At 64.5% G+C, this 14,110-nt stretch carries 15 protein-coding genes; 5 read left to right on the top strand and 10 right to left on the bottom strand.

Going from position 1 to position 14,110, the window contains the following annotated elements; translation table 11 throughout:
• Positions 1-113: 113 nt before the first annotated feature.
• The 7 genes from ACIBG0_RS19675 to ACIBG0_RS19645 form a co-directional block, all read right to left on the bottom strand.
• Entirely contained in the window at positions 114-1,229 is a 1,116-nt protein-coding gene (locus tag ACIBG0_RS19675; protein WP_397034288.1) for a hypothetical protein, read from the bottom strand.
• A gap of 703 nt (positions 1,230-1,932) precedes the next feature.
• The gene (locus ACIBG0_RS19670; protein ID WP_397034286.1) at positions 1,933-3,141 is read right to left on the bottom strand and encodes a hypothetical protein; all 1,209 of its coding nucleotides are present in this window, start codon (positions 3,139-3,141) and stop codon (positions 1,933-1,935) included.
• A complete protein-coding gene (locus ACIBG0_RS19665; RefSeq protein WP_397034284.1) occupies positions 3,138-4,271 on the bottom strand; it encodes a HesA/MoeB/ThiF family protein in 1,134 nt (377 codons plus the stop codon). The genes ACIBG0_RS19670 and ACIBG0_RS19665 overlap by 4 nt, the downstream gene beginning before the upstream one ends.
• Before the next feature lie 895 nt (positions 4,272-5,166).
• A complete protein-coding gene (locus tag ACIBG0_RS19660) occupies positions 5,167-5,565 on the bottom strand; it encodes a PPOX class F420-dependent oxidoreductase (protein ID WP_397034282.1) in 399 nt (132 codons plus the stop codon).
• 184 nt (positions 5,566-5,749) lie between these two features.
• Positions 5,750-6,226: an LOG family protein gene (locus ACIBG0_RS19655; protein ID WP_397034280.1), complete on the bottom strand. Its 477-nt coding sequence runs from the start codon at positions 6,224-6,226 to the stop codon at positions 5,750-5,752.
• Positions 6,227-6,259: 33 nt separating this feature from the next.
• A complete protein-coding gene (locus ACIBG0_RS19650; protein WP_397034278.1) occupies positions 6,260-6,844 on the bottom strand; it encodes a GNAT family N-acetyltransferase in 585 nt (194 codons plus the stop codon).
• A complete protein-coding gene (locus tag ACIBG0_RS19645; RefSeq protein WP_397034276.1) occupies positions 6,841-8,121 on the bottom strand; it encodes a helix-turn-helix domain-containing protein in 1,281 nt (426 codons plus the stop codon). Before ACIBG0_RS19645 ends, ACIBG0_RS19650 begins: the two co-directional genes overlap by 4 nt.
• A gap of 418 nt (positions 8,122-8,539) precedes the next feature.
• On the opposite strand from ACIBG0_RS19645, the gene ACIBG0_RS19640 reads away from it, so the two are divergent.
• A complete protein-coding gene (locus tag ACIBG0_RS19640; protein WP_397034274.1) occupies positions 8,540-8,764 on the top strand; it encodes a hypothetical protein in 225 nt (74 codons plus the stop codon).
• Between the two features lie 4 nt (positions 8,765-8,768).
• On the top strand, positions 8,769-9,002 hold the full coding sequence (locus tag ACIBG0_RS19635; RefSeq protein ID WP_397034272.1) for a hypothetical protein: 234 nt from the start codon (positions 8,769-8,771) through the stop codon (positions 9,000-9,002).
• 187 nt (positions 9,003-9,189) lie between these two features.
• Here the strand turns inward: ACIBG0_RS19635 and ACIBG0_RS19630 are convergent, their stop codons facing one another.
• A complete protein-coding gene (locus tag ACIBG0_RS19630; RefSeq protein WP_397034270.1) occupies positions 9,190-9,690 on the bottom strand; it encodes a GNAT family N-acetyltransferase in 501 nt (166 codons plus the stop codon).
• 61 nt (positions 9,691-9,751) lie between these two features.
• Here ACIBG0_RS19630 and ACIBG0_RS19625 point away from each other — a divergent pair, with 61 nt between their 5' ends.
• Complete coding sequence (locus ACIBG0_RS19625; protein WP_397034268.1) at positions 9,752-10,387, top strand: class I SAM-dependent methyltransferase; 636 nt, start codon at positions 9,752-9,754, stop codon at positions 10,385-10,387.
• A 90-nt stretch (positions 10,388-10,477) separates the two neighbouring features.
• Complete coding sequence (locus tag ACIBG0_RS19620) at positions 10,478-10,870, top strand: hemophore-related protein (RefSeq protein WP_396955296.1); 393 nt, start codon at positions 10,478-10,480, stop codon at positions 10,868-10,870.
• 17 nt (positions 10,871-10,887) lie between these two features.
• Here the strand turns inward: ACIBG0_RS19620 and ACIBG0_RS19615 are convergent, their stop codons facing one another.
• Together ACIBG0_RS19615 and ACIBG0_RS19610 are read right to left on the bottom strand one after the other, a co-directional pair.
• The gene (locus ACIBG0_RS19615) at positions 10,888-12,072 is read right to left on the bottom strand and encodes a sensor histidine kinase (protein WP_397034266.1); all 1,185 of its coding nucleotides are present in this window, start codon (positions 12,070-12,072) and stop codon (positions 10,888-10,890) included.
• Positions 12,069-12,725 (bottom strand): response regulator transcription factor, encoded by a 657-nt coding sequence (locus ACIBG0_RS19610; protein WP_397034264.1) that lies wholly within the window; start codon positions 12,723-12,725, stop codon positions 12,069-12,071. The genes ACIBG0_RS19615 and ACIBG0_RS19610 overlap by 4 nt, the downstream gene beginning before the upstream one ends.
• 151 nt (positions 12,726-12,876) lie before the next feature.
• Here ACIBG0_RS19610 and cqsA point away from each other — a divergent pair, with 151 nt between their 5' ends.
• Positions 12,877-14,109 carry an alpha-hydroxyketone-type quorum-sensing autoinducer synthase gene (gene cqsA, locus ACIBG0_RS19605; protein WP_397034262.1) on the top strand — a complete coding sequence of 411 codons (1,233 nt, stop codon included), beginning with the start codon at positions 12,877-12,879 and terminating at the stop codon, positions 14,107-14,109.
• The last annotated feature ends 1 nt before the right edge of the window (position 14,110 follow it).

Genomic DNA, 14,110 nt, shown 5'->3' with positions numbered 1-14,110 from the left:
ATGGCGAACTTGCCGACGAGTCGTTGTCGGACCGGCGGGAACATCCCCGACGCCCCCTCGATAGTCGAGGTAGCCGCCGTCCTATCCGTCGGCCTGGTCGGCGACAGATGCGATCAGAGGCGCGCGGGTGACGCGTCGGCTCGACGGATCGTGTCGTACATCTGCCGAATCATATCGGCGGCGCACGGCACGGATGAGGGACATTCGGGCGGGAGGCTCTCGAGCACGTCTCCGGCGCGTAGGTACATGTGATCGTACGGGTCCAGGTAACGACCGTCGGACCATCGGTTCACGACGGTCGCGTATCGTCGCAGCAGTACGATGTCCGCGCCGGCTGCGTCGGTGCCGCCCGGACGGCCGCTCGGTGCCTTCAGCCAATGTATTTCGGCCAGTAGTAGTTCTGGCAGCAGTACCTCGCTCATGACCTTGTCCGAATCGGCCCCACCGCGGTGGGTGTATTCATCGATCACGGCCAGCGACTGGGCTATGGCCGACACTTCTTCGTAGGTAGCGCTGGACATCCACGGATGTATGCCCAAACTTGTTGTGCGGTCGCGCAGCTCGGCATAATTCGGCAGGCTGCGCCTGCGGCCGGAGAGAAGACGTCGCCAGCGCGGCGTGTAGACCGTTCGGGCGATGTCGATCAAGATCGACCACCACAGATCGAAATTCTGCTGGGCATGCCCGGCCGGCTCCACCGCTCCGTGTCCCACGGGAAGGGGCATTTCGATTATCTTGCGGCGCAATTCGGGGTCGGTGAGAACGTCGAAATCCGCCCGCACCCCGTTGTCCCGCAGGAACGTCAACGCCCACCAGATGACGTGTGGTTGGAGCCACTGCCGTCCCTGCGAGGTCGCGTACGAATTGCGCAGCAGGCGAATGAGACGCTGCGGGTTACTCAGTTCGTCACCGATCAGCGTTACCGACCTGCTCGGCCGCATCGATAACTCGGCTGGACAGACTGTGGGCCTGCTCGTAGCGCTCGCGCGCCCAGCCCGTGCGCCAAAATTCTGCTGGCCCAACGAGATCGTCGATACCAGTGCCCAGGTGCCTTCGAGTAGCAGAAAACCCCAATTGTGGTCGGCATAGGCGATAGCGGCGAGTATGGCGCTGCCGACCGCGTTGGCCGCGAGGTAGGAGATCTTGGTGTCGTCCACCAGTCCGGCTTGGGCGGCGGCGAAGGCCGCGAGCAAGAGCAGAGCTCCCAGGACCTGCGGGACCTGGCTCATCGGCGCGCCTTCCCAGCGACACTGTCGCGCCGACATCGATCGGATGGAGGAAACTTTTCGTTCATGGTCGCCGTTCTCGTCCACGAGATGAAGTCCGCACCAATGTTCCGAGATTCGGGGAAACCACGCATCAGTCGATACCGGCCGGTTTGCCACTAACTACCTATCGCCCTTGGCCCTGCCGCACATTCCACGCAAACCGCACTCGTACCAGCGCTTTCGCCGGTCGGGATCGCCGACAGGATTAGGTATCCGCGATGCATCGGTAGTCAATCGGGCCGACAGCGGTGGAACGCGCCCGGCCCGCGCCTACGCGGTCGTCCATCAGATCGAGGCAGTCCGTAGTCGGGCGGGGTCTGCGGAAACCCTTTCGGGCCCGGCCTTTTGGACCAGCACGGCTCCGAGCAACAGCAGTACTGCGCCAGCCAATTGCGTCCGGCCCAGTGATTGGTAGACGCGGCTGGGGCGGCAGCGGTGCGCCACGGCCTGGACCCCTGCTCGGGTGGCGCGCACCGTAAGCAGCGGCAACCCAGCCGTCCGCAGGGCTACGTAAGCGGATGACCCGGGCAGACGAGTCCAGCGGAGTCTGCCCTCCTGCACTGATCGGCCAGCTATTCCTTTACCGGTACGGGTGTGCTCCCGGTGCTGGTGTATTCGGTAGCTCCGGTGGATCGCGAGAGCACGGTACCGTCAGCGATGTTGTTCACCGACGCCTTCCCCACCATGTCACCGCCCAGAGAGTGTGCACTGTGCCAAGGACGAGGAGAACGACGATGCTGTCCAAGTTGGTCGTCATCGGCTGTTCGGGGCCGAGTCGGGTCACGGCGCGGGAGATGAGCGTGAAGTCGGCGGGTATGGTGAACGCCGCCATCGAGGCCAGGCAGAGCGTCGTGCCGAATACCAGGAAAGCGCTGTAGACGCGTGCTGCGCGACGTTCGTGTTCAGGCAGGTAACGGCTGGGGTCCTGCAGAGCCTGCCCGCGCCCGGTAATGGCACCCCACAGCCGATTCCCTCGGTAGCGCGCATACGCCTTGCCGTCGCCGAACAGGTCGCGGCAGCCAGTAAGGTCTTGCAGGATGAAATAGACGTCTGTACGCATGAACACCAAGAACTGGAACGGCAGCGCCAGCAACGCCAGCACCATAACCGCGGCCAGGATCTTATGCGTTGTTGTGGTCTCGTCGGTCACCGTCAGCAGCAAGACCGCTGTCGCGGCGACCGAGAGATTCACCGCCATGCCAGCCGAATAGGCTGTCAATCGATGCCTGCGCGAGGCGATTTCGATCCCGCTGATATCGGTCTCGGCCACCAGAAATTGCAGCCGCGTGCCCAGTTGGATCCGAGCGTGGACGCCCGTGGCCCGTGCGGTGACAAAGTGCGCAAGCTCATGGACGAAGACCAACGACCATCCGCCGACGAAGCCGACTGCCAGGACCAGACTGCCCTGCGGGCTCCAGAGCAGGTCCTGGAAGTTTGGCAGCAGGTCGGGCCGCAGGGCGAGTGCCACCACTGCCGCCAGCATCAAGCTGCCGAACAACACCGGCAGAACCGGGCTCAACGCGAATCGGACGTGCTCGGGGCGCACTCGGGGGAAGGACGCGGGCTGCGGCACCTCGGATGGCACGGGGTGGTGGTCGATCTCGGCCACGAAGCCCAGCGCGATCAGTTCACGGACGAAAGACAGGACATCGAACTCGCAGCCCTCTTCGTCAGCCAGACGTACTTCCGCCTGCTCGACGGTGAGCCCCGCACCGAGCAGGTCGATCGCGACCGCGCCCGCCTTCGGAAGCGCCACGAACTGGCGGGTCTCGAACCGGCCGACGATCCATTCCCCATGATCGGGGCGGATCGCCAAGTCGTACAGATGGATCCGGCTTGCCGGCAGGATGTCGGCCACGGGCCGTTCGGTCACAGGGTATCCCCGCAGGAAGGGCAGTCCGGTCGGCGTGGGTATCGCGTCAGAGCCGATAGACCCGGTGCAGCGAGGTTCACGCCGTACTGAAAGCCTGGCTCGACCGGCGGCGCGCCGGTCAGCACGGCGAGTGCGAAGTGGGTGAGCAGGTTGCCCGTGATAGCGGCGGAAACGACGTTGGCGGGCTGCCAGGGCAGTCGCGGCCCGAGGCTGTCCAAAGGCACGTCCGGGGGGAGGCGCATATCGGCCTGCTCGATTTCCTGATCGTGCAGACACTCCCAGCATGGCCCCTTACCGGGGACGTAGGCGCCGGCCGAGGTGATGGGGCCGTGATAGCCGCCGGTCACCCACGGAATACCCGCAGCCAGGCAGACACGGTTCGCCCATCTGCGGATCGCGCGCGGCTGGTCGGCGCAAAGGGCGACGAGGTCGTGTCCGGGGCGGAGCAGGTCGGCAAGGTCGGCCGGTCTGTCGACCTGCCGCCGTTCGCCCGTGACCTCCACATCGGAGTTGAGGGCGCGCAGATGCGCCATCGCGGCGTCGACCTTGGACTTCCCGATGTCATCCTCGCGGTAGAGGACCTGCCGGTTGAGATTGGACAGTTCGACGGTGTCGGAGTCGACGCAGTGCAGATATCCGACGCCTGAGGCGACGAGCCCTTGCGCGACGGCTCCGCCGGTGCCGCCGAGGCCGATCAGGAGAACCCGGGATCGGCTCAATTCGATCTGGATGTCCCAGGGGCTCGAGCGGGGTGTCTGGTCGAGCCAGTGGAAGAACGCCATGCCGCGCGAGTAGCGTTCCAGCGCACGCTCGGACAGCTGAGCCGGAACGGGTACGCCGGCGTCCTCGACGAATCCGGCGTCGAGGAGTTGCTGCATAGCATCGGCTACGTCAGCATCCGATACATCCCCATGGCTGGACTTCACTACGGTCAGCACCTCCTGGGGTGACCGGGTTCCGTCCAGCGCCCCGACCAGGACCCAGACCCAACCGTCCGGATCTTCGATCTCCGCACCGACGCCATGGACCGTCGCGCCGATCCTGACATTGCCGTCCACGGTGACATACGGGACATGCTCCGGTTTGACCCGCGGACGCACCATGCCCGAGGCGCGTATTGTGCTGTCCATCAAGGGGACTCCCGATATCGGACTCGCTCGCCGAGGTGCGGCATCGCCCGCTGGCCAACCAGGCAGGGTGCACCTCCACGCGACTCTCCGGGTGGAAGGCGCACCCTACGGTGACGTCTACGCGCCCGACACCGAGGTACTGCCGGTCGTTTCCTTCTTGTCCAAGCGCCGGATCTTGATCACGACGCGATCCTGGGTCGTCGGCTGAGCGGGTGCCTTGTCTTCGGACTTTTTCATGAGCTCAATTCCTCGCCATCGAATAAGTGCACAATATCGAGGTCCACTATTCATGTGCACATCGAACAGGTGCACAACATTTACGTGTACAACGTTGAGGTACGTAGCGCCGTACTGTCAAGACCTGCTTGTGCGGTCGGGCTGGAATCCGGTGGGCCACTGTGGGTATCGATCTCGCGCGACAGTTGTATTTCGTTGTGCTGCAAGAGAGTTGATTTTGGGGGGAGTTGTCGCCGGTGCTGGGTGATGTTGTGGCCGAGGATGTTTCGGCTTGGCGAGCGGGTTTCGATGAGGTGTTCGCGCGGGTAGCGGGTGTTCTCTCGGGCAGAGCCGCGGGTTCGTCAAGAAGGGCACGCGCTCGGCCGGGGTTCAACGCCAGTGTTCCGGCACCGCCGCCACCGACCCAACAGCCCACGCCCCTGGGCCCGATCACTGTCGGCGAAATCCGCCGTCTCCAGGCGATAGTGCTCCACCCAGCTCGCACCCCCACCCACGCACTCGCCGTCTCCCGCTGGCGCCGACGCCACCAAACCCGCGTCCGACAAATCAGATATCATCGACAACGACTGTGACACAACGAAATACAACTGTCGTGCTAGGGCGAAACGAGCCCTCGAGCCGGCGCCGCATGCCCCCAAGGGGGCACGCTCGTGACCTTTTAGTTGGGCGTGCGACTGGTGAAATCGAAGGAGCCGCTGTCGATGCCCCAGGAGATGATTCGTTCGGGATGGATCCGAATGATCGAGCGCTCCTGGGGAGGGAACGGTGGCTCCTGGTCGTCGAGCGCCTCGGCCGTGCCGCGCACCTCGATGCCGCGAATAACATACGGGTCCAACGAGACCTGCTGGTCGACGACGAACGAGACCCGACTGCCCGCCTCGACGTTGCGGTACTTACGGCTGTTGCGCATGCGCATACCGCCGATGTCGATGGTGCCGTCGGTATTCACCCGATAGCTGGTCGGGTTGTTCTGCACGACGCCGTCGGGCGATACCGTGGCCAACCGACCGATTCCGGCCTCCGCGAGGAACTGCTGCTCATTCGTAGTGAAAGTCACCGATGAAGCGTAGCGGGAAGCCTCGGCAGCGCCCGTCACCTCTTCCCAGAAGTGGTTCACGTTGGGCATTCCCGGTCAGCTCGCGGATCAGGGCGTCGAACGTGGGTGCGTCTGGCCAACTCGGTTCGGTGATCCCGACGCGGGATTGCTTGATCGGTTGGAGGAGACCTGTGCGCGGTGCCTGTCACGCCTCGGCGAGTGCTATTCGGACTGCAGCCTCCGGACTTGATGCAACGATTGCTGCCTCGACTGGGTTGTCTTCGGCGTCGCGAATCTGCCAGCCGCCGAGTGTAATCACCGGAACGCCGCCACGACGATTGGCGAGGGCGAGTTCGGAAAGGGTGCCCCACGAACCGCCGACGATGATCACCGCGTCGGCGGACCAGACCAGGATGGCGTTTCGGGCTTCCCCCATGTTGGTGTAGAGGACCGCCGATAGGCCGTCGCAGATCCCGTCCGGGTCGGTGTCGGGCCGAACGCCGATGACGAGTCCGCCCGCAGCGGATGCTCCTTCGGCGACAGCGGCCATGACACCGTGCCCGCCGCCGCACAACACGGTCGCACCCGCTTCGGCGAGGAGCCTGCCGATATTGCGCGCGTTCGCCGCATCGGCGTCGGTGCAATCGCGAGGCCCGCACACGGCGACCTGGGTCGGTGGCACTGTCACTCCTTCTTGCTGGCCTGCGCGGTGTGTTCAGGCGGCCAGGTCGCGGATCAGTACGTGGAAGGTCGGGGCGTCGGGCCAGCTCGGTGTGAGGATGCCTACCCGGTGCCAGCCCCACTTGCGGTAGGTGCTGTAGGCGCGGGTGTTGTCGGGGCGGACGAGCAGCGTCGCGCGTTGTTCCGGTCGGTTGCCGAGGAGCTCGTCGTGTAGCGCGTGGGCGATGCCTAGGCCAGTTAGTTCGGACCGCACCATGATTTCGCTGAGCGCAAATGTGCGGGAACCATTCTCGGCGGTGAACTCGATAGCGTTGCCCTCATCCAATTGGAGACCACGCCACCACGCGGTGTTCTCGTGCAGCGGCCAGCCCCACGCCTGGCCACACGCGAGCCCGTCGAGCTCCGCGATTACCAGCTCGAAACCAGCGCCGCGGTTGGGGGCGGTGTATGCGTCGAAGCGGTGCATGAATGCCTCCGGCGCCTCGAATTTTTCGCCCGCCTCGATCGCATGAACGTAGGAACCGCGGAAAATGTCCTCGACCTGCGTGCGTCGTTCCCGTGCCTGTTCGGCCGAAAGATGATGGAACTCCAGGACTGTCGCCTTCTGGTCCGGATTCATGCCGTGTGGCCCTTCGCCAGATCATCGAATCGTTGCCGGAACTCGTCGGAATGCCCCTCCACCGCATCACGAACTGGCGCAAGGAGTTTGAGTGTGCGCGTTGATGAGACCTCTCGCTCGAGGTTGGTGAGGACCGAAAGCCCTTGATCGGTTGCGCCTTCGATATCCCCCGCGTTCGCCAAAGCTGCGGCCCAGCCTGCTCGATAGTTTGCGGCGTTGCGGGCACCTGCCTGCTCGAGCGCGAGTCCTGCGGACAGGGTTGCCGCCTTTGCCAAGTTGCCGAGGTCTCCGATACCGCGGGCCTCATGGCATCTGATCTCGGTAGTCGTGACGAACCGGAGCCACCGCGGGCACTCCTCTGGCGATTCGTGCTCGAACGCGAAATCGAGTTCACGCCACGCAGTGGCAACAGCTCTGCCGAATCCGGTGCGGTCGCCGAGGACGCCGTATGCCTGGGCTTCGCGGATCGCCATCAGTGCGTGGACGCGACCTGGCGAGCGACTACGGCTCAGGTCCCGCGCACGGCCGATGAGCCCGAGCGCGCGGTGGGGGTTTCCGTGGCCGGAGCGTGACAGAGTCGTCGCCTGGTGCGCGGCGTTCAAACATACGTGGATGGTCAGCTCTTCGTCGCCGGCCTGGTTGGCCAATGCGAACGCGTCGGCATAACAGCGACGCGCGAGGGGGTGCATCTCCGAGTCGTAGGCCAACCAGCCGGCGATTGTTGCAAGCTCGCCTGCGGCGCGCATAAATGCCTTGCCTGCTTGCTCGTCGAAGGCGCATGTTTCCAGGACAGCCTTCGCCCGCTCGAGTTCGTCTACTGCTGTCTGTACCAGTGCTGTGCCACCCACGATCTGCTCGCGCTGGGCAATGTCTTCGACGTTCGCCGCGAGGCGGTGAGCTTCGGCAATCCCGATGCGACTCGGGATCGGGGCGGACTCTACGGCAGGGAGCGCAATCGCCGTCCCGAGCACGACTCCGAACTCTCGGCGCTTCACTTCGTCGCCTTCCCGTGCAATGCGTGGTTTACCCGCCGCCAGGCTATCGTCGGCTACCGCTGCCCGAAACCGTTGCGCCTGTTGATCACTTAGCCGGGCAAGGGCAGAGTCCAGGTCGTGCGCAGACTTTCCCCGCACCGGTCGGGATGCCGTCGCCTTCTCCCACTTCCTGATCGTCGGCGGCTCGTAGCCGACCTGCGCGGCGAACTCGTCCTGCGTCATCCGCAGCGCCGCTATCCGAAGTGCCTTCACCTCCGCACCTGTCCACCTGCTGACGATCATGGCCACCCCTGTTCGCGTCCACAACGCTCGGTGTCAGAAGCGTATTACTTGTGTGCGGTTTCGTGGCTGGGATTGAACTGGCTGGTGGGCGACGCTTTAGTGGCATCCGGGGTGCCGGATGCCTGGGCCACAGCTACGGGGGAGGGATCATGGTGAATTCGAAACTGCCACAGCGATATCCGTTTGTCGGGCCGCCTGCTGCGTACAGCGACGCTACGGCCGATGTCGTCGAGCGTTTTGCGGATGCCATCCGCGAGTGGGCTGGGCAGTGTGGGCACAAGGAACACCGAGGTACCAAGTCCACGCCAGCCGCACACCGTGAGGGCGCATGATGCGACGATATCGGTTGCGTACCACGCAGACTCAGGATGGTTGCAAGGTTGCGGTGTGGCGGTTGGTCGAATGTTCGGCTCGGGTCTTGCGTGTCGAGTTCATTTCCGAGTCGTTCGCCGCGTATTGCTTGCCGTCGCGCGCGCCGCTGACGGGGGTGCAACCCGGAACGGTCGTGTTCGATCCGTATACCGATTTGGCCGCCGCGCGGGATTTGCTGCCCAAGCACGGTGATCTGTGGGACGCGCTTCGAGACGACTACTGGGCGGCGCTCATGAACTGCAAGGACCTGCCGAATCCATTGGAGGCGTAGGCAGATGTCCGAGAGTTCTCGGGATGAGATCGCTGCGTCTGTGCGCGCGTTGCTGGCTGCTTTTCACGAAGAAACGCATTTCAAGCTCGACCTTGCGCCAGTCGACAGTTTGCCGATCTACGAGCGCGCAGCCGATGGCTGGCTGTGTCGAGTCGGTGAGGACGGCTGGCTCCTGGATGTCGACAAGAGCGACACGATCGGGGACGAGTCGACCAGCGTTGGCGACACAGAAGCCTGAGCGAGCGTTCGACCGCCGTGCAACGTTCGCGACAAACTGGTCTAGCTCAGCACACATGACAGGGCAGCTGGACACCAGTGAGACCCCAGCCCTGCTCGCTGAACGACGCGGACTCGCCAATGATGGAGGCGCGGATGCCGATGGCCGGGTACTCGATAATGCGAATCTGGCGGGACCACAGACTTGCCTAGCTTTTCGGCGAAAAGGCGATCTCCTTGACGTAGCGGTGAGCAGGAACCGATACCGGCCCATCGGGCCCAGGGGCCTGGTGGCTGAACAGTCCCTCATCGACCCACCCGTTGCGCGTGTAGAAAGCGCGGGCTCGGGTGTTGCCCGGAACTACTGCCAGCCAGGCGCGGGAATGACCGTCAGCACGTATGCGCTGCTCGGCGGCATCGAGCAAGGAGGCGGCGATTCCGGTGCCGCGGTGGTGGCGGGATAGATAGACCTGGTCGACTTCGTCGTCGAGGGTCATGACGAAACCGGCTACCTGGTCGGCGATGATCGCGACGACGGTGTCGTCGATTCGCTCAGCGGCGCGTACGCCGAACGAATCCTGGGGCCGGACGGCGATGAGTTCGTCGGGAACATTGCCGAGGTGGGCATCGCGCCAGCCTTCGTACCAGATGGCCGCGATGGATTCGGCGTCCTCGGGCCGGGCGAGGCGCAGGTGCGGGGAATCGGTCATCAACGCAATGTAGCCCGGCGAGGGTTGACATGAACCCTGGTTGAGGTTGAAGGCTGGGGGTATGAATCGACCGGCTGAATTCTGGAATGCTGCCTATGACAACGGATCCGCGCCGTGGGTGATCGGGGAGCCGCAGCCCGCGGTGCTCGAACTCATCGAGCAGAGGTGGATCCGGGGTGCGGTGCTCGACGTCGGGTGTGGTGCCGGTGAGCACACCATTCGGCTGACCGAGCTCGGTTATGACGTGCTGGGAGTGGATCTGGCACCGAGTGCGATCGCCTATGCCAGGGCAAATGCAGGCGAGCGCGGGGTTGCCGCGCGGTTCGAGGTGGCCGATGCGCTGAATCTCGGGGATGAGCCCCGCTATGACACCATCCTCGACAGTGCGCTCTTCCACGTTTTCGCGCACGACAACGGCGATCCGTCCGAGTATCTGCGCAGCCTGCACCGGGTCCTGAAGCCCGGTGGGTATCTTCACATCCTCGCGCTCTCGGACGCCGAACCAGGCTTCGGCCCGCGCATCAGCCGCTCCGCGATCACCGACGCGTTCGGTGCGGGCTGGGAGTTGCAGGACCTGGCGGTCGCACGCTACCGGGGACGCGTCAGCGAGGCGGTCGTCGAGGCGCAGGAACTCGGTCTCACGCCGGGCAGCATTGTCGACGAGGCTGCGTGGCTCGCCCGGGTGCGCCATTCCTAGCGCTGTGCAAACACCGACCCTGGTGAACTGTGCATCGGGTCGCGGCACTGCCTGCCGTGATCCGATCGCCAATGGAAAGGGTCATTCGTCATGACATACACCCGTACCGGATTCGTGCGAACCGCCGTTGCGCTCGGCGGTCTGCTGGCGGCGGGGGCGCTACTGGTTCCTGGAACCGCTTCGGCGCAACCGGGCATCGGCGGCGGACTGATCGAGACGACATGCAGCTTCGCGCAGGTGGATGCGGCCATTCACGCCGAGGCGCCCAAGCTCGCCGAACGTCTGGACAGCCATCCCGATCGCAAGGCGAAGCTGCAGGAATTCCTCGGGCTGCCGGTCGAGCAGCGCAAGCAGCGCGCCCAGCAGTGGCTCGATAACCACCCGAATGCGCGGACCAAGATCGAAGAGAAGCGCAATTCCCCCGAGGGCCAGCAGAAGATCGACAAACTGCGCCAGATCGCGAACACCTGCCACAACTACTGAGTCGAACGCGGGCGGCGCTATCCGGCGTCGCCCGTTCGGTTCTCGATGGTGACCGTGACAGCGAGTCCGCCCTCGGGTCGCGCGGTCGCACGGACTTCGCCACCGTGTGCGTGCGCGACCGATCGCACGATCGACAGCCCCAGCCCCGCGCCCCGGCTGTTCGGTGCATGCGCTGATTCAGCCTCCCTTTCCCCGGTGGCCAGTCTGCGGAAAGGTTCGAAGAGGCCGTCGACTTCGAAGGCAGGCACTACCGGGCCAGTATTCTCCACCACGAGTTGGGCATTGCCTCCCGTGCTCACGGATGTGATCGAAACCCAACCGTTCTTGTCGACGTTGTAGCGAATCGCGTTGTCCACCAGGTTCTGTGCCAGACGTTCCAGCAATACCGGATCACCCGAGACCGGAGCCGATTCGATATCGGTGCGGATCTCGATACCGGCCCGGTCGGCGGCATCGCCCGCGACAGCGACCACCCGACGGACCACCTCCGCCAGATCGACCCGACTGCGCTCGATGAGCCGCTGCTCACTGCTCGCGAGCACCAGCAATCCGTCGATCAGCCGCTCGTGCCGACTGTTGACCTCCAAAAGCGTTACCCCGAGCCGACGCGTCGACTCGGGAGCGTCGGGATCGTCCAGCGCCACCTCGATCAACGTGCGATTGATGGTCAACGGTGTGCGCAGTTCGTGTGAGGCATTGGCGACGAAGCGCCGCTGACCGTCGAAGGCGCGATCCAACCGCTCCAGCATGGCGTCGAAAGTGTCTGCCAGATCTTTGATCTCGTCTTCGGGTCCGGTCAGCGCGATCCGCTCGTGCAGGCTGCGATCGGCCACGCGGCGCGCGGTCGCGGTGATCTGCTGCAGCGGATGCAACGCCCGCCCGGCCAGCAGCCACCCCAATCCGCCCGCGACGATCCCGATCGCACCCAGGCACACCAGCGACCAAACGAGCATCGCCTCCAAGGTGTCGCGGCGCTCCTTGGCGGCCTGCGCGGTCAGCGCCGCGTACAACTCCTCGGTGACGATCGGCCGGTTCCGCTTGGCCAGATACTCGCGCACGAGAATCTGGGCACCCATGCCGTGTCGTCGATCCAGTGATCGGTCGAGATAGAAATACATCAGCGCGACCAGAATCGCCCCGGCGATGAAGAACGCGCCCGCGTACAGCAGGGTGAGCCGGAGCCGAATGGTGCGGCCCCTCATCGGATTCGATACCCGACGCCCGCTTCGGTCTCGATCACCGGCGGATCGCCCAGCTTGCGGCGCACCATCATGATCGTGTATCGCACCACCCCCGTGAACGGATCGATGTTCTCGTCCCATGCCTTCTCCAATAACTGCTCGGCCGACACCACCCCGCCATCGGCGCGCAATAATTCGGCAAGTACCGCGAACTCCTTGCGCGACAAGGAAACCGGCTCGTCGTCGCGGGTGACGGTCAGACGGTGCGGGTCGAGCCGAATCCCGGCTCGCTCCAACACCAGTGGTGTCGCAGGACGCGCGCGCCGCCCGAGCGCCTGAATGCGGGCCACCAATTCGGAGAATGCGAACGGTTTGGTCAGATAGTCGTCGGCACCCAGTCCGAGGCCCGCGACCCGCTCGGCCACCGCCGCGGCAGCCGTCAGCATCAGGATCCTGGCATCGCTGCCCGCCTCGGTGAGCGAGGTGCAGACGGTATCCCCGGATACCTTCGGTAGATCGCGATCCAACACGACCACGTCGTAGTCGTTCACCGCGACTCGCTCCAGCGCATCCGCGCCATCGTGCACAACATCGACCGCCATCGCACGCCGCCGCAGCCCATCGGCTATCGCCTCGGCCAGCAATCGTTCGTCCTCGACCACCAGTACCCGCATTCGACCATCGTGCCCGTTGTCGCTGTTAGGGCGCTGTTAGGGCGACAGATGCCGCGTCGAGTTCGCGATTTCGGCGCATCTGGCGATGCGGAGTGATTCAATCTGCTCGGTGTGCGCTCTGTAGTAGCTGATAGCAGTGAAAGGAGTTCAGATGACAATGTCGGTTGCCGACCGCATATTCTTTCGCGTCAACCGATTCCATAGGGAACGGGTCGCGATCGCATGGGGCGGACGGCATATTCTGCACGGTCGTAAACCGAGGCCGGGTGACGTCGTGCTGTCCAGCAACGACTATCTCGCGCTTGCCCACGAGCCGCACGTCGTCGGTGCGATGTGCGCGGCGTTGCAGTACGCGAGCGGGGGAGCGCCGCCATCGGGCGCTTTCCTACACGGTGCCGACCATCCGCAGATCGCGCTGGAAACGACGCTTGCCGAGCATATGCGGGCGAAGGGCGGAATTCTGTGTCAGTCGGGCTGGGATGCGAATGTCGGACTGATGCAGTCGATCGCCGATCCGCATACGCCGGTCTACATCGATCACCTTGCGCAGATGTCGCTGTGGCACGGTGCGAAAACCGCTGGCGCGCCGGTATATTCCTTTCGCCACAACTTTCCGGGCCATCTGCGCGACGAGATCCGCAAACACGGACCCGGCGTCGTCGCGGTGGATTCGATCTACAGCAGCAACGGTAGTCGCTCTCCGCTGACCCAGATCTGCGATGTCGTCGACGAAACCGGCAGCGTGCTGGTGGTCGACGAATCGCATTCGCTCGGCACCGACGGACCCTACGGTGCAGGCATGGTGGTCGCGCTCGGCCTCACCGACCGGGTGCCTTTCCGGATCGCCAGCCTCGCAACGGCTTTCGCGGGACGCGCCGGATTTGTCGCCGTGAACAATATCGATTTCGTCGACTACTTCAAGATGGAATCCGATCCCGCGGTGTTCTCCGCGACACTGTTGCCACACGATGTCGCCGGTCTGGCCGCGACGCTCGACGTGGTTCGCACCGACGAATGGCGGCGGGTCCGGCTGCGCGAGATCTCCGCGGTCGTGCGGCGGGCGCTGATGGCGTTGGAATTCGATCTGGAGGGCTCGGCCAGCCATATCGTCGCGCTGCAGACCGGTTCGGATGAGCGCACCAGCGCGATCCGCGACTTCCTCGAGTCCCGCGGCGTTTTCGGTTCGATCTTGTGCTGGCCCGCCACCGCGCCCGAACACGCGCGCATCCGCTTCTCGTTGCATGCTGGGCTCACCGATATGCAGGTGGAGCGGTTCATCCAGGTGTGCGCCGAGGTGCGCAACAACTTCGGCGCGATGGCGCCGCTGCCGCATGAAAGGCCGAGGCCCGCACCACCCGCAGCGCAACTTGTGCCAACTCTGTGAG

The organism is Nocardia sp. NPDC050630, from assembly GCF_044457245.1.
GTDB lineage: Bacteria > Actinomycetota > Actinomycetes > Mycobacteriales > Mycobacteriaceae > Nocardia.
The sequence above is the reverse complement of the archived record's forward strand: the minus strand, read 5'-3'. Positions and strand labels throughout refer to the sequence as shown.

What these genes read in the sequence shown, in the direction of transcription:
- ACIBG0_RS19610 (WP_397034264.1), bottom strand. Translation starts at nt 12,725, where the DNA reads ATGCGGGTACTGGTGGTCGAGGACGAACGATTGCTGGCCGAGGCGATA.
- ACIBG0_RS19620 (WP_396955296.1), top strand. Translation starts at nt 10,478, where the DNA reads ATGACATACACCCGTACCGGATTCGTGCGAACCGCCGTTGCGCTCGGC.
- ACIBG0_RS19635 (WP_397034272.1), top strand. Translation starts at nt 8,769, where the DNA reads ATGTCCGAGAGTTCTCGGGATGAGATCGCTGCGTCTGTGCGCGCGTTG.
- ACIBG0_RS19675 (WP_397034288.1), bottom strand. Translation starts at nt 1,229, where the DNA reads ATGAGCCAGGTCCCGCAGGTCCTGGGAGCTCTGCTCTTGCTCGCGGCC.
- ACIBG0_RS19665 (WP_397034284.1), bottom strand. Translation starts at nt 4,271, where the DNA reads ATGGACAGCACAATACGCGCCTCGGGCATGGTGCGTCCGCGGGTCAAA.
- ACIBG0_RS19630 (WP_397034270.1), bottom strand. Translation starts at nt 9,690, where the DNA reads ATGACCGATTCCCCGCACCTGCGCCTCGCCCGGCCCGAGGACGCCGAA.
- ACIBG0_RS19645 (WP_397034276.1), bottom strand. Translation starts at nt 8,121, where the DNA reads ATGATCGTCAGCAGGTGGACAGGTGCGGAGGTGAAGGCACTTCGGATA.
- cqsA (WP_397034262.1), top strand. Translation starts at nt 12,877, where the DNA reads ATGACAATGTCGGTTGCCGACCGCATATTCTTTCGCGTCAACCGATTC.
- ACIBG0_RS19615 (WP_397034266.1), bottom strand. Translation starts at nt 12,072, where the DNA reads ATGAGGGGCCGCACCATTCGGCTCCGGCTCACCCTGCTGTACGCGGGC.
- ACIBG0_RS19650 (WP_397034278.1), bottom strand. Translation starts at nt 6,844, where the DNA reads ATGAATCCGGACCAGAAGGCGACAGTCCTGGAGTTCCATCATCTTTCG.
- ACIBG0_RS19625 (WP_397034268.1), top strand. Translation starts at nt 9,752, where the DNA reads ATGAATCGACCGGCTGAATTCTGGAATGCTGCCTATGACAACGGATCC.